The sequence below is a fragment of the Polyangiaceae bacterium genome (assembly GCA_020633205.1).
Classification (GTDB): Bacteria; Myxococcota_A; Polyangia; order Polyangiales; family Polyangiaceae; genus JAHBVY01.
Genome location: JACKEB010000013.1, coordinates 317,388 through 341,261 on the forward strand (window position 1 = coordinate 317,388; position 23,874 = coordinate 341,261).

Annotated in this window: 23 protein-coding genes; 16 read left to right on the top strand and 7 right to left on the bottom strand. The window is 64.6% G+C overall.

Translation table 11 applies throughout. From position 1 onward, the window contains the following. Positions 1-96: 96 nt before the first annotated feature. A complete protein-coding gene (locus H6718_17660; GenBank protein MCB9587230.1) occupies positions 97-885 on the top strand; it encodes a hypothetical protein in 789 nt (262 codons plus the stop codon). 9 nt (positions 886-894) lie between these two features. Here the strand turns inward: H6718_17660 and H6718_17665 are convergent, their stop codons facing one another. The 5 genes from H6718_17665 to H6718_17685 form a co-directional block, all read right to left on the bottom strand. Next, on the bottom strand, positions 895-1,662 hold the full coding sequence (locus tag H6718_17665) for a redoxin family protein (protein ID MCB9587231.1): 768 nt from the start codon (positions 1,660-1,662) through the stop codon (positions 895-897). A gap of 42 nt (positions 1,663-1,704) precedes the next feature. Continuing rightward, on the bottom strand, positions 1,705-3,126 hold the full coding sequence (locus tag H6718_17670) for a hypothetical protein (GenBank protein MCB9587232.1): 1,422 nt from the start codon (positions 3,124-3,126) through the stop codon (positions 1,705-1,707). A 1-nt stretch (position 3,127) separates the two neighbouring features. After that, entirely contained in the window at positions 3,128-4,693 is a 1,566-nt protein-coding gene (locus H6718_17675) for a xylulose kinase (protein ID MCB9587233.1), read from the bottom strand. Positions 4,694-4,760: 67 nt separating this feature from the next. Next, the gene (locus H6718_17680; protein ID MCB9587234.1) at positions 4,761-5,834 is read right to left on the bottom strand and encodes a glycerol-3-phosphate dehydrogenase; all 1,074 of its coding nucleotides are present in this window, start codon (positions 5,832-5,834) and stop codon (positions 4,761-4,763) included. An 83-nt stretch (positions 5,835-5,917) separates the two neighbouring features. Then, entirely contained in the window at positions 5,918-7,522 is a 1,605-nt protein-coding gene (locus H6718_17685; GenBank protein ID MCB9587235.1) for a hypothetical protein, read from the bottom strand. A 119-nt stretch (positions 7,523-7,641) separates the two neighbouring features. On the opposite strand from H6718_17685, the gene H6718_17690 reads away from it, so the two are divergent. From H6718_17690 to H6718_17760, 15 genes are all read left to right on the top strand, one after another. Next, a complete protein-coding gene (locus H6718_17690) occupies positions 7,642-9,180 on the top strand; it encodes a hypothetical protein (protein ID MCB9587236.1) in 1,539 nt (512 codons plus the stop codon). Continuing rightward, positions 9,177-9,683 carry an N-acetyltransferase gene (locus tag H6718_17695; protein MCB9587237.1) on the top strand — a complete coding sequence of 169 codons (507 nt, stop codon included), beginning with the start codon at positions 9,177-9,179 and terminating at the stop codon, positions 9,681-9,683. The genes H6718_17690 and H6718_17695 overlap by 4 nt, the downstream gene beginning before the upstream one ends. 75 nt (positions 9,684-9,758) lie before the next feature. After that, complete coding sequence (locus H6718_17700; protein MCB9587238.1) at positions 9,759-10,313, top strand: hypothetical protein; 555 nt, start codon at positions 9,759-9,761, stop codon at positions 10,311-10,313. Positions 10,314-10,349: 36 nt separating this feature from the next. After that, the gene (locus tag H6718_17705; protein ID MCB9587239.1) at positions 10,350-11,312 is read left to right on the top strand and encodes a glucosaminidase domain-containing protein; all 963 of its coding nucleotides are present in this window, start codon (positions 10,350-10,352) and stop codon (positions 11,310-11,312) included. Next, positions 11,309-11,998, top strand: coding sequence for a methyltransferase domain-containing protein (locus tag H6718_17710; GenBank protein ID MCB9587240.1), 690 nt, complete (start codon positions 11,309-11,311; stop codon positions 11,996-11,998). The genes H6718_17705 and H6718_17710 overlap by 4 nt, the downstream gene beginning before the upstream one ends. A 374-nt stretch (positions 11,999-12,372) precedes the next feature. Continuing rightward, on the top strand, positions 12,373-13,239 hold the full coding sequence (locus tag H6718_17715) for an N-acetylneuraminate synthase family protein (GenBank protein MCB9587241.1): 867 nt from the start codon (positions 12,373-12,375) through the stop codon (positions 13,237-13,239). A gap of 426 nt (positions 13,240-13,665) precedes the next feature. Further along, positions 13,666-14,511, top strand: a complete 846-nt coding sequence (locus H6718_17720) for a sugar phosphate isomerase/epimerase (GenBank protein ID MCB9587242.1) — start codon at positions 13,666-13,668, stop codon at positions 14,509-14,511. Next, the gene (locus tag H6718_17725) at positions 14,511-15,740 is read left to right on the top strand and encodes a Gfo/Idh/MocA family oxidoreductase (GenBank protein ID MCB9587243.1); all 1,230 of its coding nucleotides are present in this window, start codon (positions 14,511-14,513) and stop codon (positions 15,738-15,740) included. The genes H6718_17720 and H6718_17725 overlap by 1 nt, the downstream gene beginning before the upstream one ends. Continuing rightward, on the top strand, positions 15,737-16,555 hold the full coding sequence (locus H6718_17730; GenBank protein MCB9587244.1) for an acylneuraminate cytidylyltransferase family protein: 819 nt from the start codon (positions 15,737-15,739) through the stop codon (positions 16,553-16,555). Before H6718_17725 ends, H6718_17730 begins: the two co-directional genes overlap by 4 nt. After that, positions 16,534-17,463, top strand: coding sequence for an SDR family oxidoreductase (locus tag H6718_17735; protein MCB9587245.1), 930 nt, complete (start codon positions 16,534-16,536; stop codon positions 17,461-17,463). The genes H6718_17730 and H6718_17735 overlap by 22 nt, the downstream gene beginning before the upstream one ends. Continuing rightward, positions 17,454-18,527 (top strand): SIS domain-containing protein, encoded by a 1,074-nt coding sequence (locus H6718_17740; protein ID MCB9587246.1) that lies wholly within the window; start codon positions 17,454-17,456, stop codon positions 18,525-18,527. The genes H6718_17735 and H6718_17740 overlap by 10 nt, the downstream gene beginning before the upstream one ends. A 30-nt stretch (positions 18,528-18,557) precedes the next feature. Continuing rightward, positions 18,558-19,316, top strand: a complete 759-nt coding sequence (locus tag H6718_17745; protein ID MCB9587247.1) for a MotA/TolQ/ExbB proton channel family protein — start codon at positions 18,558-18,560, stop codon at positions 19,314-19,316. Then, entirely contained in the window at positions 19,316-20,077 is a 762-nt protein-coding gene (locus H6718_17750) for a flagellar motor protein MotB (GenBank protein MCB9587248.1), read from the top strand. Before H6718_17745 ends, H6718_17750 begins: the two co-directional genes overlap by 1 nt. Before the next feature lie 375 nt (positions 20,078-20,452). Beyond that, positions 20,453-20,896, top strand: a complete 444-nt coding sequence (locus tag H6718_17755) for a hypothetical protein (GenBank protein ID MCB9587249.1) — start codon at positions 20,453-20,455, stop codon at positions 20,894-20,896. Between the two features lie 144 nt (positions 20,897-21,040). After that, positions 21,041-21,625, top strand: coding sequence for a hypothetical protein (locus H6718_17760; protein MCB9587250.1), 585 nt, complete (start codon positions 21,041-21,043; stop codon positions 21,623-21,625). A 26-nt stretch (positions 21,626-21,651) separates the two neighbouring features. Here the strand turns inward: H6718_17760 and H6718_17765 are convergent, their stop codons facing one another. Both H6718_17765 and H6718_17770 read right to left on the bottom strand, forming a co-directional pair. Further along, complete coding sequence (locus tag H6718_17765) at positions 21,652-22,392, bottom strand: SDR family NAD(P)-dependent oxidoreductase (GenBank protein MCB9587251.1); 741 nt, start codon at positions 22,390-22,392, stop codon at positions 21,652-21,654. 3 nt (positions 22,393-22,395) lie between these two features. Then, positions 22,396-23,766 carry an FAD-binding oxidoreductase gene (locus H6718_17770; protein ID MCB9587252.1) on the bottom strand — a complete coding sequence of 457 codons (1,371 nt, stop codon included), beginning with the start codon at positions 23,764-23,766 and terminating at the stop codon, positions 22,396-22,398. Positions 23,767-23,874: the final 108 nt, after the last annotated feature.

Sequence of the window (23,874 nt, forward strand, 5' to 3'; positions counted from 1 at the left end):
GATGTGCCACAGCGGGCTCTTGACGTCAGCTCCGGAGTTGCCGGTTCTGGTGTCGAGCGCTCCTCCCTGGGCGATCTGTGATACACGGCGGACGTGATGAGATTGCTTGAATCGCGCTGGATCGCGCCCGGCCTGTTGGCATCTTCGCTGATCGTCGGGGGGTGCGCCAGCCAAGCACCGTCCGCCCCCGTGGCTCCTGAGCAGGCGACCGCCCGCACGTCGGTGACGGTTTCCATGCGCTCCTCCGGCTTCGCGATCGATGGCACGACGGTGGTCAGCGCTCAGGCAGTGGCGGATGAGCTCGGGGCGCGGAACGTCGATACGCCCATTGCCGTGCGGATAGAAACTCCGGAGTCGACGCCGGTTGGCGACGTCGCTGATCTGCTCGACCGCCTGCGCGCCAAGGGAATCATCGACATCGCGATCGTCACCCTCTCAGCGGGTTCGACGCCAGCACCGGTGGCCTCCAGCTCAGCGCCACCGGCGGACACCGAGCCACCAGAGCCCACACCTCCGCCTCCACCGCCCCCCAAAGACGTAGAGAGCCTGCCTGAGGTGGTGGTGAAGAACATCGGGCTCCACGTCGGCGGTGGCAGCAACACGGACGCGGAGAAGGCGCCCTTCAAGGAAGCGGTGGAGAAGCACTTCGACGAGCTGCGCGCCTGCTACAAACAGGTCGAGGATCCGCTGAAGGGCGGGATCTTCGGCGTCGATCTCAAGATCGGCCGAAGCGGCGGTCACCCGGATGTCTCGCAGCCCCGCACGTCGATGAAGGGCCAGGCGTTTCGCGACTGCGTGATCGGCGTCTTCAAGTCGGTCGAGTTCGACAAGCCGCCGAAGGGCCCGACGGTGATCTCCTATTCGGTCCGCTTCAGCGCAAAGTAGGACCGGGCCTTATTGGGTGAGCAAGGCGCCGACTTTGGTTTCGACGCTGTCGAAGTCGTATTGCGTCTTCAACTCGATGCGGCCGCCCTGGGTCATGACCAGGCCCCCGCTGTTGACTTGTACGCCAACGGTTTTGCGCAAAGAGTCGTTGGGATCGAACAGGACCTTGGGGGTGAGGGAGTAGGTGTCGCGAGTCAGCGCGCAGAGCGCTGCGTCCGCGTCAGAGCCGTCTGTCTTTTGGGTGACGACGACCCACTCCTGAAAGCCCTCCGCTTGATGCGCTGCCAGTAGCTGATTGGGTCGACCACTTTCCATGTGGGAACGACACACTGGGCACCAGGCAGCGAAGGTGTACACCAAGCTGACCGGCGCGTCGCACAAGTCGTGGAGTGAGACCGCGTTGCCGTCGCAGTCGTACAGCGTCACGTCCGGTACGACGTCGCCGACGGTGCTGCCGTAAGGACCAGTCGGCGGGCAGCTGAGCGCGCTGGTACCCCCGGCGCCGCCCTGGACGTCACCTCCTGTGCCGCCGCTCCCCCCCTGGACGTCACCCCCCGCCCCTCCGATGGAACCTCCCTGGCCAGCACCGCCCTGACTCGCGGCGCCGGTTCCGCCAACGGCTCCGCTGCCGCCGTTGCCGCTGCCTGCGTTACCGACGCCAGCTGAACCCGCCTCGCCGCCTTCGGATTCGCCGTCCCCCCCGCAACCCCACTGGGTGGTGAGGAGCCCCAAGGCAACCAGAGAAATGCCGCACCAACGTCCAAGGTAACCCAACATCCCGCCCAATACGCTGCCTGGCGCAGTTGGTTACACGGATCTTCAGTGAACACACGCTTGGGGGCAGCTGCGGCTCAGATTGCGCTGGAATCTCCGAAAGTGGCTCAACGCGGGGTGCCATGGGAGCGCCTCGGCCGCGCACGCATTAGCCAGGTCGAACGGGGTCGTGCCGTAGCGCCCACGCATGCGAACGCCTTGCTTCGCTTCACGACACCAAGCCGCGATCCTGGGCGTGAGGATTTCGGCGTTGAAGAGTTGCGGTTGGTAGTCAGCCGCGTCCAGTTGGCGTCCGTCGACCGCCACCTCGTCCAGTCGTATGTATTCCTCGCGGAATCTCGCCGTCTCCGGCACAAGCAGATGATTGTAGCAACCAGCATCGATGCGCAAGTTGCTCAGCATCGCGCCCGTGTGCTGGAAGTTGAGTCCGGTATACGGCAGGAGTCCGTTCATCAACCAGAGCAAGCCCGCGAAAGCGGCCCAGCGCGCGGCGCCGTGGTGTTCCCGAAGCTCCCCCCAAGCGCCGAACCAGTGCTCCTGAGGCTGCCCGCTCTTGCGTCGCGCGACATAGGCGACTACGAGCCAGCTAAGCACCAACCACAGGAATGCTTCCTTCACGCACCAGTCTGGGTCGCTATGCCAACGCGCGTACGGCGGCAGCCCGAGGCTCAACGTGATGGGGATTGAGCCGAGCAGGGCGATCCGGCGCCACTGGCCCCGCAGGCACTGGCCGAGCTGACGCAGCTCCGCCTCGCTTAGGAGCGCCACCCAGCCGGACGCCATCGTGAACGCAAAGGCGGGCGCAAAGATGATCGTTAGCGGCAAGTGGAGCAGGGCGGCGTAGATCGCGCCCCAGGATGGTCGCACGATCGCGGTCAGCACCAAACCGAACTCAGCGGCCAGGAACAGATAGGGCCATAGCCTCCAATCCGCTGAAGCGGCGACTGTGGCGCTCCCATAGTGTTCCGCTAGAACGTGCATGCCGCCGGATGCGCAGCTAACCGCCGGATTCAAGAAGTCTCGGTTGATCTTGTGAAAAGCCGCGAGGAAATAGGTGCCAACGGTGAGTGTGCGCACGATCGCGGGCAGGCTATAGCGCATGCGCTCGTCTCGCCCCGCCTCAGGGCCGATGAAGCAGCCCACTGCCCCGAGAGCGACTAGCCCAAGGTAGGCAGTTTGTGTCAGCTGGTCCGATAGCGTGAAGAGCTCGAGCAAGATGGCGCCGACGCACAACAGCCATCCCAGCAAGCTGCCAGTCACCAAGAGCACCACCGCACCGAGCCAGTGAATCAATACCTCGGGGAACCACTGCTTGCTTACGGCGTCGGGCAGCGTCAGGCGAATCAGCGTTGCGACGGCGTAGAGCCTGACATGTACGCGGTAGCGCAGCGAGTCGCTCGGCCAGCTGAGCCAACGCGGAAGTGGGCGGCGGAGCCCACGTAGGTCGTCCGGCTCAGCGTCAGCCATCTCAGTGGTTCAGCGCGTTGAGGCGCGCCTGGGCGCTACGCAGCGCCGGATAGAGCCCTCGATACACCTCAAACAGCGCGGCGTAGGTCGGCGCCTCAGCACCCACCTCGTGGCGCTCTCCCCGGCGAGTCATGCATTGGATCGCCGACTCCGAGTTGGGGAATAGGCCGGCGCCGCATGCCGCCAAGATCCCAGCGCCGAGGCAGGTCGCTTCACGGCTTGCTGCCGCGACCACTGGTTTGGCCAACGCGTCGCAGAAGAGCTGACGTACCCAACGCTCCTCACTCAACCCACCCATGCACACCAGCGCGCGGATCGCCCCAGCACTCGCTTCTACGGCTTCAGTGTGCAGGCGCTGCTCCAGTGCCAAACCCTCCACGATCGCTCGATACACATGAGCTTGACTGTGGTGTCCCCGGAGCCCCACCAACACACCACTGGCGGCGTCGTCCCAGTACGGGTTCATCACGCCGTTCCAGTACGGCACCAACATCAAACCTTGGGCACCGCTCGGCAGGGCTGCGGCGCGTGCGCCCAGCTCCGCCAGGTGCGCGCCCTTGTCTGCCGGAGGGAGTTCGAGCAGCCGCTCGCAGAGCCAGTCGAAGGTGAAGGTCCCCCCCTTCAGATCCGTCTCCAGAAAGTACGGGGGGAGCGCCCCGTGCGTATCGCTGGCGGGCGTCGCCGCGAACAGTGTGCGAAATGATAAATCCGTGCGGTAAGTGTTGCTCAGCACTCCGCTCACTAGCGCCGTCCCCAGGTTCAAATACGCCTCGCCCGGCGCGGCGATCCCGGCGCCAAGGCCCGCCGCCTGACCGTCGCCTGCGCCGCTGACCACCGGCAGGCCCGTCGGCAGGCAGCAGACCGCCGCCGCTGCTTGGGTGAGCGCGCCAATACGCTGCCCTGCGGGGACTAGCGCCGGAAAACGTTCGCTCCTCACCCCCAAGAAATCTAGCAGCGGCTCGGCGTAGTCCCCCGTGGACAGATCGAGGACGCCCATCGGATCGACGCTGGGCAGAGAACTCTTGTGCTCGCCGGTCAATTTCCACAGAAGAAAGCTCTGCACGTCACAGACGTGGGCAGTACCGCGGAGCGCGGGGAGTCGGTCGAAGAGGTAGGCCAGCTTGTAGAGCGACGGCGTGGTGCAAGGCGGCTTGCCGCTCACGCGGTGCAGGGTTTCTGCCCCCAGAACGTGAACCGCGCGCTCGACTTGCTTGGTCGCGCGAGAGTCCATCCACACCAGCGCTGGCGCCAGGGGTTCGCCTCGGGCGTCGGTCACCACCACTGTTTCCCGTTGGTGTGTGATGCAGAGCGCCACCACATCGCTCAGGCGCTTTCCGAGCGCCTGGCTCAGCGCCTGGCAAGCGCTCCCGAGGGCGCGCCACCAGTCATTCGCGTCCTGTTCCCAGCCCTCCGGCTCCGGGTTGTTCAGCGGAAAGCTCGCGCGACCTTCCGCGACTGCCTCTCCCGCTTCTTCGCCGGCTGTACCCCACGCGATGACCTTGCAGGCGCTCGTGCTGCTGTCCACGCCGATCACCAGCGGCCCGTGCTGATCGGATCTGGAGTGCATGCCGGGAGCTTACCAGGTTTCCTGGTCCCGCTGCGATGAGCTTGAGGCGCCTAGCGAGCGCGCCGGATCAGCTCAGTCCGCCGAAAAAACGCGGGAACGGCACGCTTACCGGCACGTCCTTCTGAACCACGTCCGCCATGTGTATCAAGAGCGGAAGACTTCCGTGGGGCAATCGCCCCGCCGCTTCGAACGCAACCACGGCCTCGCGCATCACGCGCAAGATCTCCAAGCACTCGAGGGTTGCACCCTGCATGCGTTCGACAGCCTGAGACTTACTCAGTCCGCTCCCGAGGAGGCGCCCAAACCGCCCGGTGCGGCCGCCGTTGCAGGTGACGTCGAGATCGCCCACTCCAGCGAGGCCAGCCGCCGTGCGCGCCTCTCCGCCCAGGAGCTCTACCAACTGCTGCATCTCGAGCACGGCCTGGGCGAAGACCGCCGACTCATGGTTGTGCATCGCGACGGAACCGACTTCACCACCCTTCGACTCATGGATCCCTGCGGCAAAAGCGATGCCCATGGCGTAGGCGTTCTTGAGCGCGGCGCATGCTTCCACGCCCATCACGTCGTCCGACGCAAACGCATGGTAGTACGGCGTACGCACCAGGTTCGCCAGCTTGCGGGTTACCCCTGGGTCGCGTCCGCTCATCACCACGCAGGTCTCGACCCGCCGCGCGAGCTCCCCGGCGATGCACGGCCCCGCCACGGCGACGGGGCTCAGGTTGACGAGCTCTGCCTGCGCCTCTGGGGGAGCTGCCTGCCTCAAGGTCTCTGCGAATACATCGGGCAGGATCACCAAGCGTTCGCCATCCCACTCGAGGCCCTTGCTGATCGCCATCACCGGCCGCGAGCCGAGGTGAGGTGCGAGCACTTCTGCGGCCCAGCGGATCCCTAGGGAACTGACCCCAAGGCCAACCACCTCCGCATCCTCGAGGGCTTGTTCCAGCTCACCCACGTAGAAGGCCTGGATGCCCTCCGGTAGACGATAATTCAGCTTCGGATGCACGCCGTCGCGCTTCAAGCCGTCGATCAGCGCGTCGTCGAGATGCGTTCCGACCAGGCGCACCTCATGCCCCGCATCAACTAAGGGAACACACCACGCGGAGCCCATCATGCCCGCGCCGAGTACCGTGATGATCGCCATGAGGCGCTATTTGCCTCAAACGGGCAGCCTTACCAAGGGGCAGACTGAGACAAATCGGAAAAACCTCCTGAGACAGCGCCGCGCTACTTGGCTGGCGTATCCGACTTGGGGGGCTCCTGTGCTTTCTTTGGTTCGCTAGTCGGCTGCGGCTTACCGAACGGAAACGGGAAGTCCTGAGGGTTCTTCGGTAGAGACGATGGGAGCGGCGGCAAGCTCGACGGAGGTGGTAGCGCCGTTGGTAGCCCCTTCGGCAGGTCCTTCAAACCTTCTGGGAGCGGGATGTCACCGAGCTCAGGGAAGTCCGCCAGGTTGGGGAAGGTGAGGGGCTTCAGGCCACAGCCGATGCCGATGATCTTCGCGACCTTCGCGTCATTCAGGTTGCGGGTATCCGCCTCCACAGCGACGGTCACTCCTACGCTGCCCTTCAAGACCTGCTTCGTTACCCTGCCAGCGAGCTTGCCCAGCTGTCCCAGCCCGGCGAGCTCTTTCTCCACTGCGGCCGCTGCGAGATCGGCGCAGGGCAGGTTGCCAATCAGCTTCATCAGGATCGTTGCGTGATCGTCCTCACGCTTGATTTCGCCGCTGCCCTTGAGCTTGAACGCGCCCGCGCTGACCTTTGTTTCCGTGAGGTTTAGCTGCTTGCGCTCGCTGTCGCTGGCAAACTTGGTCTCGAACACCGTGCGATCGCCGAACACGTAGCCGTCGAGCTCAGGGGGTTTGGGGGGGAGGTAACCGATCAATGACGCCTTCAAGTTGCCATTGATCGGACCGCCCATGACCTCGGACTCGAAGTTGATGCGCGTATCCAACTCGACGAAGACATCCTTCGTCGGAATCGGCATCGCCAGCGGGCCCTTGAAGCGATCGAGGGGAAGCTTGCTGACGTGGAGCTCGGCGTAAGGGTTGTAGGCGCCGCTTTCCTTGCCGGGAGTGTGCACAACGGTGAGCTTCACCGGTGACAGCTTCGCGTCCTCGGCGCCAAAGGCCATGTTCACGCTCGCTGTCTCTCCGGTCCAGGAGGCGCCGATCTTTCCGGTGTCGAGCCCGGCCACCTTCGCATTTTCCACGGAGAAAGCGGCGCCCGTAGGGATGGGGACCACCGCGCCGCCGGTGACCTCCAGCCAGGGCTTCGCTTCCTTGTCCTCCCGCCAGCGCACATTCACGCCGGCCGCGCGCATGGGGACGGTGTAGTTCTGGGGGTGCTCCGCCGTCCATTGCGAGAGCTCGACCGTGAGCCGCGTAGCCGATCCGGTGATATCGACGTCCACGCCGGTCAGCTCAAAGGAGGTGGGCTCCTGCTTCTCGAGCCCCACTTCGAGGTTTTCGATTGTCCCTTCGACGCCTTCGACCCCGATCAGCTTGAAGCGAGTTTGCTTCAGCCGTGCTCGATCCAAACTGAACGGCACGCTGATGTCTTTTGGATCAATCTCCACGCCGCGCTCCCTGGCTTTGGCGATGATCAACTTCCGCGCGTAGGGTTCCCACATCAACACCCCTGCGAGGACAGCGAGGGCGATCAGCGCGCCTAGCGCTGCGATCGTGAGCTTGATCCAGTAGCCGACGCGCGACGGGCGGGGCGGCTCCGGGGCTGCTTCAGGCTCGATGGGTGCTTGCGCTTCCGGCGGTTGATTACCGTGCGGTTGATCACTTCCATCGTCGGGGGGCTCGATGACTTGGGTGCCAGGCATGCCGTGGTTCGGGTTTATCACAGGCGCTGCTTGGCCGCGCCCTCGGTCCGGCAGCTCGCTCTGCTACACTCGCCCCAGCAGTCCCTGGTTCGGGACGTTGCTGCCGAAAAGGAGGCCCGATGGCTCGCTCGAAGTCGCACGAATCGCACTGGCTCGTTTGGGGACAGCGTTCGCCGGTCCTGGTCGCTGGGTTCGCGCTGCTGAGCGCCGTGGCCTGCGGGGACGACGGTGGATCCGGCTCTGGCAGTGGCGGCAGCGCGGGTGCCGGGGCGACCGGAGCCTCGGGCGGGTCGAGCGCCAACGGCGGTTCAACCAACGGAGGCTCGACCAGTGGCGGGTCCACCAGCGGTGGCTCGAGTAGCGGCGGAACCTCCGGAGCCGGCAACGGTGGCACGACCGTGGGTGGTGCCGGCGGGAGCGGCGCCGGTCCAGGTACGACGCTCGACGAACGCATCGAGACTCACGATCTGACGTTGCCCGAGGGCGTGCAGGCTGGCGTCAGCAACTGGCGGATCTGGGGCCGCGGGTCGCTGAACGTGGCGCCAGTGTTTACGGTGCCGCGGGGAAACTGCTCCACGCTGGTCTGCTACACCACCCAGGCAGGCACAGCGAAGGTCGCCGAAGTGGGTCGGGATGGCTCGCTCATCGCAACGCGAGACTTGGCGCAGGACCGCCAGTGCCGTGGCTTGGCAGCTGAACCTGACGGCGCGTACGCCGCGTTGCTCTGGGACGATGCGGGGGATCGCATCTTCCTTCAGCGCTACGCGGCCGATGGGAGCGAACGCGGCACGCCCACAGAACTCACCAACAGTGACAACAAGCCCGACGACTTCGGCATTGGAGAGAGCCGCCTCGAGTACGGCGACGGGCGCTACGGCGCGTACTATCACGTGCACTCCGACTCCGGGCATGAGGGAGACACGCTCAAGTGGATCGACGCCCAGAGCGGCGCGGAGACCACCGGCTGGGGCTGGGGGTGTAGTCACTCGATGAGCAACTTGCTGCGCTTCAACCCAAGCTCGAAGCAGTTCATGCCGGTGTGTGTCACTGATTGCTACCCCGGGACGAGCGGGGACTTCTCCACGCAGTCTCAAGGAGGCGTCTTCCTGAACCACAACAAGGGCAAGGTGATCGACGTCGACGCGGGCTGCAACGGCAGCGTCGCGGGCGAACTGGGGGGAGCAGCGATCGCGCCGGATGGCTTCAAGCTGGTGTGGAACTCCCACCAGGCAGCCATGACCAAGGGGCAGCAGTCCTACGACGAGAATGCCATGAATCAGGACATCGGCTTCTCCGCGATCACCGGCACCACCACGGCAGGCGCTGTGGTCTGGCTGACGAACACGCCAAACGTCGACGAGGCAGACTCTGGTATCGCGCGCTTCAGCCCAGCGGATAGCAGCCAAGAGCAGTATCTGGTGGGCTGGGCGGAGCCGGGTAACAGCTACAAGTATCGGCTCGCGTTGCTCGGGCCCGATGGTTCGTTCCTTGAAGGTCCCATCGACGTGAGCTCCAGCGTGGCCTGGGGGCGGCGTGACGATCCATTCCGCGCGGATGTAAACGGAGACGTCGTCTGGAGCTGGTTCGATGCGCCGGGGAGCGCGACGCTCCACGTGGCGCGCGTCGTCTCCGGAAGCGATCAGAGCTGCTCCCCATGATCCGTGACGCTGTCGTCGAAGACGCTGGGGTGCTGGCCCAAATCTACAATCACTACGTCAGCGAGACCGTCATCACCTTCGAGGAAGAGCCGGTTACTCCTGAGCTGTTGTGGACGCGCGTTTCCGCGGTGCAAAACAAGGGCCTGCCGTGGCTGGTGCTCGAGCACGCATCGGAGATCGTTGGCTATGCCTACGCCGCGCCCTGGAAAGAGCGCTCGGCGTATCGCTTCAGCGTCGAGAGCAGCGTGTACCTCTCCCCCAAGCGCACCGGAGGAGGCTTCGGAAAGGAGCTTTACCAGGCGCTGTTCACCCGTCTGCGAGAGGGAGAGACCCACGTCATCATCGCGGGCATCGCTTTGCCGAACCCTGCCAGCGTCGCCCTGCATGAGCGCTTCGGCTTCCGAGCCTGCGGCGTGTTTCGTCAGGTCGGGTTCAAGTTCGATCGCTGGGTCGACGTGGGCTACTGGGAGCTCGTGCTCGACCAGTGTGAGCTCGACAAGTAGCTGGCAGAGGACTTGCACCTAGCCGCCTCGTTCCGCGAAGTCGACGCGGGTCGGAGGAGCGCCGGTTTGAGTCGAATGAGTTCATCACCCCCCGGAGTTGCGCAGGCGCGCGACTCCGAGCACCCGTTGTTTCCTGCAAGCCTGGCCCCGCCGCCACGGGTGGCTAGCGCGCCTGCGGTGCCAGTGTTGACACCCGCCGCCGTCAAACGTTCGTCGCTCTCACCGCAGCAGGCCGCGGTCATGCGAGGTTCCGAGGCGGTGTCGACGGCGAACTGCGCGGTGGTGCCGAGCGACCTCGAACATCTGCCGGAGATCAAGGCGCTGCTCCTGAGTTTGAACGACGCCTTCGCTTCGGGCCCAGCCCTCGAGGCGCTGATCCGATCGATCCCCGTGCTGAGCATGCGGGTGATCCGCTCGGCGCTCTGGAAGCGCGACGACCTCGATCGTTGCTCCCTCGGCTACGCGCTCGCGATGATCGGCAACCGCGGCCTGGAAGACGCGCTGATGCAGCTTCTCGAGGATCTGACTGAGCTCAAGCACGACCTAGAAGACGGTGTCGTGAAGCGGAAGCCAGCGCGGGCAAAGTCGAACCTCCAGGGTGGCGCGTCGTCGCGTCAGAAGCGTCGCTGAGCTCATGGACCGGCCCTTGCAGAGCTATCGGTTGTCGTGAGTGCTCCTGTTGTTTCTGTTCTACCAAGCCAGCCCGCGGCGCGCGGCGTCGAGCCGCCGCCGCGGGTATCTGGCACCCAGTTCGCCGACGCGCTCGATCGGCTGCAAGGTGCCGAGCCTGGCGCGGCCGCGAGCCCCGTCAGCGAGCTGACGCCGGTGCGTCGGGGGGAAGTCGCCGCCGTGCGTACACGCCTCTCCGGCGAGCAAGCCGCCGAGGCGCTCAGCAGCGCGTGGGAATCAATCCACGGGGAAAAGCCGAGCAAGGAGACGCTCTCTATTCTGACCGCGCAGTGGGCTCACGAGACGGGCCGCGGCGGATCCATGTACAACTACAACTTCGGCGGTATCAAAGGTTCCAGCCCTGAAGGGCTGAGCACCTCGCTGCGAACGCGCGAAGGCTGGGGGAAGAGCGAAGTCACGATCCGCGACAGCTTTCGCGCCTACAGTACGGCGGAGGCTGGCGCCCGCGACTACCTGGAGCTACTCGGCGCCCGCTACGGCAGCGCGCTGGAGTCGGCCAAGGCAGGGGACGCCGAAGGCTTCGTCCACAACCTGAAGTCTCGCGGCTACTTCACTGGCAATGAACAAGCCTACGTGCGCTCGGTGTCCAGCATGAGCCGCAGCGCGCTGGAGAGTGGCTTCGATGCCCTGGGCGGCTCTGCAGGAGCCCTGCAGGATCTGAGCGGAGCCGCCGTGACCTACCGCACAGCGTTCGCGAGCGGCATGTTCCCCGACGGTTTGGATCGCCTGGGGCTTGGCTCCATAGGCGATGACGCGCGAGTCGATGCGTACGCTTTGGCGGACGAAATCGGCCGCACGGCGCTGCAGATCGCCCGCCAAGAGCACGCCGAGGCGCATCGCTCCCACAAGGGCAACCCGCCCAGCGACGACCAGCGCCCTTCCTTTCTACCCGGTGTCACTAACTCGTCTGTTCCGCCTGTCGGTTTGGAGCTCGTATGAATGCCCCTGCTGAAACCGATGCGTTGGGAGTCGGCGACTACCTAAAGGTACGTTACTCCGCGGAAGCGCGTCCTTACACGAGCTACCCAGATCAGCTCACGCGCTACCTCACTGCGCGTTTCTTGACTGGATATCGTGGCGGGCGCCTGCTCGATTTGGGCTGTGGGCGAGGCGAGTTCTTGGATGGCTTTGCTCGTCAGGGCTTCCGCGTGACCGGGTTCGACCGTGCGCAACCGGCGGAGAACTCCAGCACGCCGATCGTGATTGGGGACTACGAGCGGGATGGCCTGCCCTTCGAAGACCAGAGCTTCGACATCGTGTTCAACAAGAGCGTGCTCGAGCACACCCACGACATCAGTGGGCTCCTAGCCGAGTGTCGCCGCATTCTGCGCCCTGGTGGTCGCCTGATCAGCCTGGTTCCTGACTGGAAGGCCCAGTGGAGCCACTTCTACGACGACTGGACACACGTGCGCCCCTTCACTCTCACTGGGCTCGACGAGTGCCTGAAGTGTCATGGCTTTGACGTTCACGTCGCCGAGCGCTTCCGCCAGCTGCCGTTCCTTTGGGAGCATCCCTATTTGCGGCCGGTGGCGAGCGTCGCTGCGCGACTGCCGAACGCACTCAAGCGCTACAAGCTCGTGCGCTTCTCCAAAGAGTGGATGCTGCTCGCGGTCGCCGATCGCTGAGCATCCGATACCTCTCCGAGGATCCGAGGCGGGCCAGTTCGGCTCGCCTCGCGCGTTTCCATTCGGGGCTGCAGGTTCCCCATCTGCAAGGTTGCAGGACGAGCGCGCGGCGGGTTTTGGGGGGAGGAAGCAGCGCGCGAGTTGCCCGAGCGCGCCGGGAGCGTCGAGTGGCTGACGCCCCCTCGGTGGATATTTGTCGCCGCCCCGGTGTCCTCCGCCCGCTTTTCCGCGCGGCGTGCTACCAACTGGCGAAATCTGGCTGAAATCAGCTGCGCACGGCGGCCTCCAAGAGTTGTCACGCCCTTTGCAAAGCCCCTCGTGTGCCCCTCGGTGGCGTTCGGGAACGCCGCGACGGCAGGGGATCCGGAGGATGTATGGCTCAGGTGATGATTGGCAACAAGGCGGTCGGCGACGGAGCTCCCTGCTACGTCGTGGGCGAGATCGGAATCAACCACAACGGCGATCTCGGGATCGCTCGACGGCTCATGGACGCAGCCGCGGTCGCGGGATGCGACGCGGTGAAGTTTCAGAAGCGCACCTTGGATGTGGTCTACACCGCTGAGGAGCTCGCGAAGCCTCGGGAGAACCCGTTCGGAGCGACGAACGGCGACCTCAAGCGGGGTCTCGAGTTCGGGCACGACCAGTACCATCACGTCGACCGCTACTGCGGCGAGAAGAGCATGCACTGGTTCGCGTCGTGTTGGGACGAGGCGTCGGTGGACTTCATCGAAGCCTTCAACCCGCCCGCGTACAAGATCGCTTCAGCCAGCCTCACGGATGACAACCTGCTGCGCCACCACAAGCGTACCGGCAAGCCGATCATCATTTCCACGGGGATGAGCACCATGGCGCAGATCGACCACGCCGTCGAGGTGCTGGGGACCGACAAGCTGATCGTGCTCCACGCGACCAGCGCCTACCCCTGCAAAGCTGAGGAGCTGAATCTGCGCGTGATCCCCAAGCTGAAGGAGCGCTATGGCGTACCCGTCGGCTACTCTGGTCACGAGGTGGGGCTCGCGACGACCTACGCTGCGGTCGCCCTCGGTGCCTCGATGGTTGAGCGCCACATCACCCTCGACCGTGCGATGTGGGGCTCCGATCAAGCCGCGAGCGTGGAGCCCCAGGGCCTGATGCGCCTGGTGCGCGACATCCGCGTGATCGAAGCCGGCCTCGGTAATGGCGAGAAGGTCGTCTACGACTCTGAGGTACCCATCCAGAAGAAGCTGCGTCGCGTCGGGTGACGCCCTCGGCGCGCCGCCCGCCCGCGAGATCGCGGGAGGGCGTCCGGCGCGCCTCGGGCTTGCACCCGACTGCTCCTCGCTGCTGTTTTTCTTGAGGGGTCTTTCCAAGACCCCTCCCCCACGGTTCCCGTGGGGCCCCCTCCCCAAGGGTATTTACGGCGTAATGTAGCCGAGAGGGCTGCGTCGGGTGACGCCCTCGGGCGGGCGATCCGTGGGGCTCGGGGCGCTCGTCGCATCGCACGAGCGGAAACCGCGCGCCCCCTCGGGTGAGGGCGCTCGGTTTCCTCCTTTCGGCGCGGATCTGCTCCTCGCTGTTGTTTTTCTGAGGGGTCTTGGGAAGACCCCTCCCCCGCGGAGCGGGGCCCCCTCCCCAAAGCAGTTTTGTGCCGTGGGGATATGAATCTGGCTGATTGAAGGGAGAGTATTGTGTTCAAGAGTGTGATCGGGTTGATCCAGGGTAGGCTGAGTCCTCGTCCGGCGGATCGGTTGCAGGCGTTTCCGGTTGATTGTTGGTGGAAGGAGTTCGAGGCCGCTGCGGAGCTCGGAATTCCGGCCATCGAGTGGATCGTCGAGGCGGATACCTGGAACGAAAACCCCTTGCTGTTCCCGGGAGGAAACGAGCTGGTGCGCCGCGTCAGTGAGTCGACCGGGGTTCAGGTGCGCAGCGTGTGCGCGGATCACGTGATGGTGCACAAGCTCTCCGGTGTGACCGAGAGCGAGCGCCGTAAGAACGTCGCTGCGTTTCAGCACATCATCAGCGCGGCAGCCCAGGTCGGAGCACGGCGCATTCTGGTGCCGCTGTTGGAGACCTCGGCGCTCAACAGTCCGGCGGAAGAGGCGCAGGCGCGCAGGAGCCTGCGCGAGGCCGGTGAGATGGCTCGCGCTTGCGGCATCGTGCTGGGCCTTGAGATGGACATCCCGGGGCACGCCTACGCCTCCTTCATTCGTAGTGTGAATCACCCCGCCGTACGCGCTTACTACGATACGGGGAACTCTGGCGCTCAGGGCTACGACATCGCGACGGATGTGTTGCCGTTGCTTCCGATGTTGGAGGCGGTCCACGTGAAGGACCGCGAGCTGCATGGGACGAGTCGGATGCTGGGTGAAGGCGCTGCCAACCTGCGCGGGTTCCTGCACACGCTGGCGGCGGCGAATTTCCACGGTGACTTCACGCTCCAGAGCTGGTTCGGAGACGACGCTGTGGGAGACACCCAGCGCAACTACAGCTACTTCCTGAACCTGTACCTCGACGCGTTCCGGCGGGCTGCCTGATGCACAAGACCAAGCGACCGCTGGCTCCCGCAGACCTTACGGCGTTGGGCCACAGCTCGCGTGCCGTTCGCGGCACGCCGTTCCGCGCGTCAATCCCCCACTGCCTTTTTGTCGGCTTGGGGGGCGTAGGGCAGCGCCACCTCAGAAACCTGTTCGAGCTCTTCGGTCGCGACGGTGTTCGAGTCAGTGCCGTGCGGATGCGACGCGAGCAGACAGTGCTCGATGACAAGCTCCAGGTCGTGCCGGGCGCACGCCTCGAGGATGTGTACCCGATGCAAGTGTTCGACACGCTCGAGCCAGCGCTCGGCCACTACCCCGACGTGGTGTTCGTGACAAACCCCAATCGTCTGCACATCCCTGTGGCTCGGGCGGCAGTGGAACACGGGGCGCATGTGTTCATCGAGAAGCCAATTAGTGATGACGAGGCTGGGATCGCAGGGCTCGTCGAGTTGGCTCGTGAGACGGGCGTGGTGGGAATGGTCGCCTACCAGCTGCGGCAGCACCCTGGGTTTCGCAAGCTGCAGGCTTGGCTCGGTGGCGATCGGATTGGACGCGTGCTTTCGGTGCGCGCCGACATCGGTGAGTACCTACCCGGCTTCCATCCCTACGAGGACTATCGTCGCATGTACGCTTCCCGTGCGGATCAGGGAGGCGGCGTGATCTGCACGCAGATCCACGAAATCGATCTCCTAGGGGCGCTGTTTGGCCGTCCAGAGCGCGTGTTCGCGATTGGTGGGCAGCTGAGCTCCCTCGAAGTCGATGTCGAGGACGTGGCGCTTTCGTTGCTGGAGTACCGGCATGCGGACGGCGGACTCCTCCCGGTGCACCTCCACCAAGACTACACCAGCCGTCCGGCGCGTCGCGCCATCTCGATCTACGGGGAAGCCGGCAGCATCGAGTTCGATCTGAAGAACGCCAAGCTCAGTTGGTACTGCGAGAGTCAGCTCAAGGAGCAACACGACTACAGCGAGTACCCGCGCAACCAGCTGTTTCTCAGCGAGCTGGCGCACTTCTTCGAGTGCATTCAGCTTGGCAAGCAACCGGTCGTCAACCTGGAGGCGGGGACGCGCAGCCTGGAGGTGGGCCTCGCGCTCAAGCGTTCGCTGGCTAGCCGTATGCCGGAGTTCGTCCCGGATTTGCTCGCAAACATAGACGCGGACTCCGATTGGCTGCCATCGCGACCCCCTCTCCCCCACAACAAGAAGAATCGAACGACGGAGGCAGCATGAGAGCGAAGGCTCCCGAGGTTTTGGCCCTGATCCCGGCGCGTGGTGGCTCCAAGTCCGTGCCACGCAAGAACGTGCTCCCGGTAGCTGGCAAGCCGCTGATCGCATACTCCATCGCGCACGCGCTTGGTTCCTCGGGGATCACACGCACGATCGTGAGCACCGATGACGCGGAGATCGCCGAGGTGAGCGAAGCCTTCGGCGCCGAGGTGCCATTCGAGCGTCCCGCGGAGTTCGCCGGAGACTATGCAACGGACGTCCAGGTCTTCAAGCACGCGCTCCAGTGGCTGCGAGACGAACAGGGCTACGTTCCAGAGCTGGTGGTTCATCTGCGCCCGACTGGTCCGGTGCGTCGCATCGAGCTGATCGAAGATGCGATCCGGCGGATGCTCGCGCACCCCGAGGCAGACTCGTTGCGCAGCATCGGTCTCGCTGAGCAGACGCCGTACAAGATGTGGCGTGTCGAGGGCGAGTACTTGCGTCCGCTGCTCGAGGTCGAAGGGCTGCCCGAGGCTCACTCGATGCCTCGGCAGATCCTGCCGGCGGTGTACTGGCAGAACGGCTACGTAGACATCGTGCGCCCGCGCTGCGTGCTCGAGCACAACAGCATGGTTGGCCGAGTGTCGCTGCCGTTCATCGTGGAGGAACACGGGGTGGAACTCGACTACCCGGATCAGATCCCGGCGCTCGAGCGCGCGGTGGCGGACGCGTACGGGCTCGAGCCAGAGTCGATGCTGTACGCCAGCGCTGAGACCGGCACGGATGCTGCTTTGGTAGCCCGTGGAGGTGCCAAACCATGCAAGCGTTATCCCGCGTAGAGACGCCTGAACGAGCCGAGACGAGCGCAGAACAAGCTCCGTCGAAGCTCGCCCAGCGCTTCGATTTGACCGGAAAAGTAGCTCTAATCACTGGCGGCGCTGGGCTCCTGGGCCAGCAACACGGGCGTGCCATCTGGGAAGCCGGAGGCACGCCGGTGCTCGCGGACTTGAACCTCGAGCCCGCGCGAGCGGCGGCGCTCCGACTCGTGAGCGCCAAAGCGTTGACGCCCGTCGCGGATCTCGATCTCGACGCCCTCGCGAAGGAGCGAGTCGGCGCTGTGAGCATCGATGTTACTCGAGAGGAGTCTCTCCGCGCGGCACTCCAGGAGGTCGTGAGCCGTCACGGGCGAGTCGACATCCTGATCAACAACGCCGCGAACAATCCCAAGATGGAAGACGGCAGCATCGGCTCGACGCGTCTCGAGCAGTTCGACATCGCGCGCTGGCATGCAGACCTCGAAGTTGGGCTCACCGGCGCGTTCCTGTGCGCCAAGGTATTTGGCAGCCACATGGCGGAGCAGGGTGGGGGAGTCATCCTCAACATCGCGTCCGACTTGGGTCTGATTGCGCCCGACCAGCGCATCTACCGCGTGCCCGGAGTGCCCGAGGACGAGCAGCCGGTGAAGCCGGTGACGTATTCCGTGGTGAAAGGCGGCCTCGTGATGCTGACCAAGTACCTCGCCACCTATTGGGCTGAGCGTGGCGTACGGGTCAACAGCTTGAGCCCAGGTGGCATGCGGAACGGCCAGCCCGAGGACTTCGTCGAGCGCCTCACGAACCTGATCCCGATGGGGCGTATGGCGGAGCCAGGCGAGTACGAGGCCGCGGTGCTGTTCCTGTGTTCCGCCGCGTCGAGCTACATGACCGGGGCAAACCTGGTGGTTGACGGAGGTCGCACATGTTGGTGATGCCTATTCGCGTGTTGGCCTTGGACATCGACGGTGTCCTCACGGACGGCCGTGTCTCCCTCACCCCCGGTGGTGGGGAGAGCAAGGGGCTGAGCTTTCGTGACCTCGATGCCATTACTCAGGCGCGTCGCGCGGGGCTGCAAATCGCCTTGGTCACCGGCGAGAGCGGCGAGATGGTTGACGTCGTCGCGGAACGCATTGCTCCTGATAGAATTTTCCGTGGGGCAAAAGACAAACACGGTGCGGTGCATGCCCTCGCCGACGAGCTAGGGCTTGGCGTCGAGAGCATCTGCTACGTCGGTGACGCGGACCGCGATGCGCCCGCGCTGGAGTGCGTGGGCCTTGGGCTCGCGCCGAGCGACGCATCCCAGGAGGCGCGGCGTCGGGCCAAGCGCGTTCTCAAATCCGGGGGCGGTAGTGGGGCTGTGGCCGAGGCAGTGGGGCTGGTGCTCGACCTGGTTCACGATGCCGCGCGCGCTCCGGCGCTCGAGCGTCGCATGCTCGAGATCGCCGAGGAGAGTGTGGAAGCGCACCGTCGCTTCGTGGCGGAGGCGATCCCCCAGCTGCGCCAGGTCGCGCAGGTGTTCATTCGCGCGCTGCGGGGCGGCCACAAGATCCTGCTGTGCGGCAACGGCGGCAGCGCCGCGGACGCCCAGCACGTCGCGGGTGAACTCATCGGTCGCTTCCTCAAGGAAAGTGAGCCGTGGCCCGCGATCGCGCTCTCATCCGATTCTTCGGTCCTGACCTGCATCGGAAACGACTGGTCCTTTGACGACGTGTTCGCGCGCCAGGTGCGCGCTCTTGCCGCACCTGGGGATGTCGTCGTGGGGATCTCCACCAGCGGCAACTCGACCAACGTGCTGCGCGCGATGGAAGCCGCTAGAAACAAGGGCGCGGTGAGCGTTGGGTTCACCGGTGAGCGAGCGTGCCGCCTGCCCGATGTGTGCGACGTGTGTTTCGCTGCGCCCGCTTCTGCGACTCCGCGCATTCAAGAGCTTCACATTCTTGGCTGGCATGCCGTTTGTGAGGTTGTCGAAACCTCTCTCATGGAAAGCGCCGCCTGATAGTTCGGCAGACCGCTTGGAGCACCCACCGTGGATCCCGCAACACTGATAGGCATCATTCTTGGGTTCGGCCTGATCTTGGGGTCGATCCTGATGAGCGGCTCCCTTGGACCCTTCATCGATCCACCGAGCATGATGATCGTGTTCGGTGGCTCGATCGCCGTCACGCTGATCATGGAGAGCATGCAGAACGTGAAGGCAGCGTTCAGCGTCGCCAAGAACGCGTTCAAGACCAAGGGGGGCAAGGCCTCGGAGACGATCAAGGTCATCCTCGAGCTCTCCAACGCCGCACGCCGTGAAGGTATCCTTGCGCTCGAGAACAAGAAGGTGGACGACACCTTTCTGCAGAAGGGCCTGCGCATGGCCGTCGACGGGATCCCCAGGGAAGAGATCCGCGAGACCTTGAGCGCCGAGCTCGTCGCCATGTCGGAGCGCCATAGCCGCGGTGTGAAGCTCTTCAAGTTCGTCGGCGCCATGGCTCCCGCCATGGGCATGATCGGTACGCTGATCGGCCTGGTGCAAATGCTCCAGGCGCTCGACGACCCATCGGCTATCGGCCCGGCGATGGCCGTCGCGCTCTTGACCACCCTCTACGGCGCGATCCTGGCAAACATCATTTGCATCCCGATCGCTGAGAAGCTCGACAGACGGTCCTCGGAGGAGTCAGCCAACATGAAGGTGGTCATCGAAGGGATCGACTCGATCGTGAAGGGCCACAACGCAGCGGTGATCAAGGATCGGTTGGAGGCCCGCCTCGCTCCCAAGCACCGTGAGCAGGAGGCCGCGTAATGGAAGAGGAGAGCGCGTGCGAGTGCGAAGAAGGCGCACCCGCGTGGATGGCGACCTTCTCCGACTTGTGCACGCTGCTCCTGACCTTCTTCGTACTGCTGCTGTCCTTCGCAAACATGGACGTCAAGCAGTTCCGCGTGGCACTCGGATCGGTGAAGGATGCGCTAGGTGTCACCTTCAAGGTGGACGGTGACTTCGAGGGCATGGCGACTTCCGCTGTGGAAATCAATGACACCCCGAGCGTCGAGGCCTCCAACACGGAAGGTACGTCCCCCAAGGGACGCGTGAAGGCCAAGGTCATGCGCTATATCCGACAGCAAAACGCGCAGGATCTGATCGAGGTCGCCGAGACGGAGCGGGGCGTGGTGCTACGCGTGACCGACACGGTGCTATTCGACACGGGCTCGGACCGACTGAGGAAAGATTCCTCCAAGGTGATCGCCGTCGTGGTCGGCTTGTTCGGCAAGTTCAAGGGGCAGCTGTCCATCGAAGGCCACACCGACGACCGCCCCATCAGCAGTACTCGCTTTCCGTCGAACTGGGAGCTCTCGACCGCTCGTTCGATCGCCGTGCTGCGCGAGCTGGTTGACCAGCAACACGTGGCGGCGAGTCGGCTGAAGGTGGCTGGCTACGCAGACAAACAGCCCCTCGACACCGCCAATACCGCCGCAGCGCGTGGCAAGAATCGTCGGGTTGAGTTCATCTTTGAGAATCCGCCGCAGTTTCAGAACGACCCCGCTGCGGCCTACACCCTGCCCTGAGGTAGGCTTGCGGCCCTGAGGTGTGTTTGAGTGAGCCTGGAGCGATGCCCCAAACCTAGAACTTTGAGGACTCTCGCTCGTCATTCCCCTCCAGCACTGATCGAAAGCGGCTCTCGCACACACAGATCAGAAGCGCTCAGGAGACAGGCAAGGCGCCGCGCGAACTGGAACAGCGCCCACGCAAACCGGAACAGACGCAGATTCGGAGCTAGAGAGCATGCGAAGCAGCCTACAATCTCGTATTCTTTGCGACGTTGCTCGCACGGCAGGGCATCACGGATGATGGGGCTGGGCTAACCAGCCGGAGCTTGCGGCTCGCGCGGGTGCAGGATGCGCCTCATGAAAAGAGCCAACTGGACGATTTGAAGGAGCAGCATGTCAGACGAAGACTTGGATGCGATCCCGACCAAGGGGATCAAACCGACCTACATCGCAGCGGGCGCAGGGTTCATCGCGCTCTGCGTGGTCGCGTTCGTGATGATCAAGGTGGTGAGCGGGAGCAAGGTCCCTGACGAAGACCCCAACGCCGCGGCTGCTGCTCCAGTGGACACCAGCTCGATGACCCCCGAGGAGCTCAAGAAGCACCTCGAACTCACCCGTAAGGGGTTGAGCATCGCTGACGAGGAAGCCGCCAAGCAGAAGGCTGCTGAGGACGCGGCGAAGAGGGCGAAGGAGGAACAGGAGAAGCAGGCCGAAGCTCCTTCGGGTGGCACCCCGTCTGGCGGCGCCGCCAAGGCACCCACCAGCGGCAAGGCCGCGAAGAAGCAAGCCGCGAAGCTCGACGACATCGCGAGCGACATCACCGGCGCGCTCAAGTAGCCGCCGCCGCAGACACGCGACCAACGAAGGCGCACCGGTCGGGCTCATCGCTCGGCGAGGTGCGCCTTCCGGCGTTTGTGGGCGCTGCAAACTTGGCCCGTTTCGAGCTGAATCCTTAGCCTGCCCCTCCTACGAGGAGGCTCCTTGTTCGAACGTGCGCAGTCAAAGGTCAGGAATCTGAATCGAGCGGTCCCCGGGCTGGATCCTCGCGGAGATGCGCGGCTAGAGGAGTCGCCGCGGGTCCCCGCTGCGAGCGCTGCGGACTTGCCGCGCCGCCGTCGCAGCCGGAGACCTCTGTGGATCGTTACCGGCGCCTGTGGTGGTCTCGCTGTGTTGTTCATCGCGTACGGCATTGGCCGCTACGACGCGGGGCTCGAAAAGGAACGTGTGGAGCAGGCCGCGGAAGCACAGGCGGCGGGGCAGGCTCGCCAAGCACAGGCGCTCAAGACTGAGCTCGGCGAGGAGCGTGCTCAAAAGCTGCGGCTGAAGGCCGCGGCGAGCCTCTACCAGGCGACGCTGTCCCTCGGTAAGAAGAACTTCGGCCTCGCGGAAACGCAGCTGAAGGCTGCCGCGGATCAGCTCGAGGAAAGCTCGCCGGATACGGGGAGCGAGCAAGACGCGCTAATCATCAGCCTTCGCGACACGAAGGTGGTGGTGACCGATGACGTGAGTGACCAGCGACGACAGCTGGATGAACTCGGGCGGCGCTTGTTGGCGACACTCCACTAGTCCTCGTCTCTTGCTGCGTTTGCCAATCAGAAGTTGGCTCGACGCATCGCCGCTCGCGGCAGCCGCCGCACTACACCCATGATGCCGCCCCAGATGCGTGGCGTGTGAAGCACAGCAGTATCTCCCTCGAGCGCGCGCTGGATGTCCTTGGCTACGCCGTCGGGATCTCCCGCGAAGGGCGGGGGGGTGAGGTCAGCCGTCATGCGCGTTCGCACAAAGCCCGGTCTAACGTCTAGTACGCGCAGGCCTGACGTGTGAAACGTATGATCCAACGCTTCGAGATAGGCCGAGAGCCCAGCTTTGCTCGCTCCGTAGATGGCGACCGGCTTGCGACCCCGTTCGCCGGCGACGGATGACAGCACGACGAGCGTTCCTCCCCCATGGGCCAACAGGCGTTTCCGTGCGCACTCGCAGAAGGCCACGCTATTGGTGAAGTTGACCGTCATCAGCCGCTGCGCGAGTTCTGAGTTGGCGGCTAGTTCTTCTTGAGGGGCGAACATGGCTGCGGTCAGGATGACCGTGTCGAAGCCGCCCATAGTCCCTTCAGCCTGATTCAGCGCCTCATCGAAACCGTCGGGAGCCTCGAGGTCACAGGCAGCGAACCCAACGCGTAGCCCGTTTGGATGGCGGGCCTCGAGATCGCTCGCGCTCTTCGCAAGCTCCTCGCTGTCCCGACCGAGCAAGAAGACCCACGATCCGCTTTCCGCGAGGCGCCTGGCGAGACTCCTGCCGATGCCTGACGTGGCCCCAAGAATGACTGCTTTCATTTGTCAGTACTCCAAGAGTCGTTGTGAGAGCGCACTGCGAAGCCGACGATTGGGATCCCAGCGTTCCCGCAGCGCGTTGAAGGTTGGGAGTCTAGGCTCCATCGCAGCGAAGTCGCGCCGGCTGGTAAATCGGTCCTTGGTCAGGTAGATGCGCCCACCTGCCGAGATGACGAACTCGTTCAACAGTCGCACGACCCTTGGTGTTTCCTCGGTGATACGCATGTCTGCGGCGATCGACGTTCCCTCCAGGGGGAAAGACAACACACCACGCCCTTCGGGGCCGCAGTCCTTGATCACGCACAGCGGTGAGGTGCTCTGGGTCTGAACCATGCGCTGCAAGAACTCGTGCACGGCTTCGGGTCCGGCGGCGCGAGGCAGCACACATTGGTATTGGGTGAAGCCGCGCTTTCCGTAGGCTCGGTTCCAGTCCAACACGCGATCGAGGGGATAGAAGAACGGTTCCGGCGTACTCAGGCTGCGGGAGATCCCCGCCCGGTGAGCGCGAAAGAACGCGGTGTTGAAGGCGCGGGCCGTGTACCGGTTGAGTGCGCCAGTTGGCAGGTCGAATGGGAAGCGTAGGCTGTGCGCCGGAGGACGAGCCCCCGGCGGTGCTTCGGAGGACCATTCACCGGCCATCAAGACGCCCCGGCCGAGGTGCTTTTGCCTCGCGAGGCAGTCGATCCAGCCCATGGTATATGGGAATCGGGACGCGGCGTCGGACAAGCAGGTCAAGAACTCGCCTAGGTTGTTGACCCGAAGCGTTTCCGTGCGAATCCAGGGCGAAGGAATGGCGCGCAATTGAAACTCGACTTCGAGGATGTGACCGAGCAGGCCCATGCCGCCGATGCAGCCGTAGAACAGATCTGAGTGCTCGCGCGGCGAGCACTCGACCAAGTCCCCGTCTCCGAGGCGCACGAGTAGGCCCGAGACGTGGGCACCGAAGCAACCATCTCGATGGTGGTTCTTCCCGTGTACGTCGCTGGCAACCATGCCTCCCAGGGTGACGAACTGGGTGCCCGGTGAGACGGGAGTGAACCAGCCTCGCGGGATGAATAGCCGATTCAGCTCCGCGAGGGTCAAGCCGCTTTCCGCTCGCAGCCTACCGCTCACAGGGTCGAAGGCGAGCACGCGGTCCGCGAGCAAGGTCGAGGCGAGGCGATCCGAGGCTCTCGCCGGCAACGAAGCGTCTCCGTATGAGCGAGCCAGACCGCGAGCCAGCGCCGCGCCCTCAGTCGATTCTCCGAGTCGTTCGTGAGCGATCTCGTAACCCAGGGCGGTCATGCGCCCCCAACTGGTCAGCGCCTTGGCGCGGGGGACCATGGTTATTGCCGTAGGGATGCGATTCGTCGCGGCCATCGCCTCGACATGTCTCACGAGCTGAGCATGTGTGCTAGGTGGCGCCGCCGCTCTTCACCGAGTCTCCACGCGGCGGCTCGCCCCCGCGCGTTCTTCCATGCGGCCCGATTCGTGAAACTTGCGTGG

What these genes read in the sequence shown, in the direction of transcription:
- H6718_17695 (MCB9587237.1), top strand. Translation starts at nt 9,177, where the DNA reads ATGATCCGTGACGCTGTCGTCGAAGACGCTGGGGTGCTGGCCCAAATC.
- H6718_17710 (MCB9587240.1), top strand. Translation starts at nt 11,309, where the DNA reads ATGAATGCCCCTGCTGAAACCGATGCGTTGGGAGTCGGCGACTACCTA.
- H6718_17735 (MCB9587245.1), top strand. Translation starts at nt 16,534, where the DNA reads ATGCAAGCGTTATCCCGCGTAGAGACGCCTGAACGAGCCGAGACGAGC.
- H6718_17730 (MCB9587244.1), top strand. Translation starts at nt 15,737, where the DNA reads ATGAGAGCGAAGGCTCCCGAGGTTTTGGCCCTGATCCCGGCGCGTGGT.
- H6718_17675 (MCB9587233.1), bottom strand. Translation starts at nt 4,693, where the DNA reads ATGCACTCCAGATCCGATCAGCACGGGCCGCTGGTGATCGGCGTGGAC.
- H6718_17670 (MCB9587232.1), bottom strand. Translation starts at nt 3,126, where the DNA reads ATGGCTGACGCTGAGCCGGACGACCTACGTGGGCTCCGCCGCCCACTT.
- H6718_17690 (MCB9587236.1), top strand. Translation starts at nt 7,642, where the DNA reads ATGGCTCGCTCGAAGTCGCACGAATCGCACTGGCTCGTTTGGGGACAG.
- H6718_17700 (MCB9587238.1), top strand. Translation starts at nt 9,759, where the DNA reads ATGAGTTCATCACCCCCCGGAGTTGCGCAGGCGCGCGACTCCGAGCAC.
- H6718_17755 (MCB9587249.1), top strand. Translation starts at nt 20,453, where the DNA reads ATGTCAGACGAAGACTTGGATGCGATCCCGACCAAGGGGATCAAACCG.
- H6718_17660 (MCB9587230.1), top strand. Translation starts at nt 97, where the DNA reads ATGAGATTGCTTGAATCGCGCTGGATCGCGCCCGGCCTGTTGGCATCT.
- H6718_17680 (MCB9587234.1), bottom strand. Translation starts at nt 5,834, where the DNA reads ATGGCGATCATCACGGTACTCGGCGCGGGCATGATGGGCTCCGCGTGG.
- H6718_17765 (MCB9587251.1), bottom strand. Translation starts at nt 22,392, where the DNA reads ATGAAAGCAGTCATTCTTGGGGCCACGTCAGGCATCGGCAGGAGTCTC.
- H6718_17665 (MCB9587231.1), bottom strand. Translation starts at nt 1,662, where the DNA reads ATGTTGGGTTACCTTGGACGTTGGTGCGGCATTTCTCTGGTTGCCTTG.
- H6718_17750 (MCB9587248.1), top strand. Translation starts at nt 19,316, where the DNA reads ATGGAAGAGGAGAGCGCGTGCGAGTGCGAAGAAGGCGCACCCGCGTGG.
- H6718_17715 (MCB9587241.1), top strand. Translation starts at nt 12,373, where the DNA reads ATGGCTCAGGTGATGATTGGCAACAAGGCGGTCGGCGACGGAGCTCCC.
- H6718_17725 (MCB9587243.1), top strand. Translation starts at nt 14,511, where the DNA reads ATGCACAAGACCAAGCGACCGCTGGCTCCCGCAGACCTTACGGCGTTG.
- H6718_17685 (MCB9587235.1), bottom strand. Translation starts at nt 7,522, where the DNA reads ATGCCTGGCACCCAAGTCATCGAGCCCCCCGACGATGGAAGTGATCAA.
- H6718_17740 (MCB9587246.1), top strand. Translation starts at nt 17,454, where the DNA reads ATGTTGGTGATGCCTATTCGCGTGTTGGCCTTGGACATCGACGGTGTC.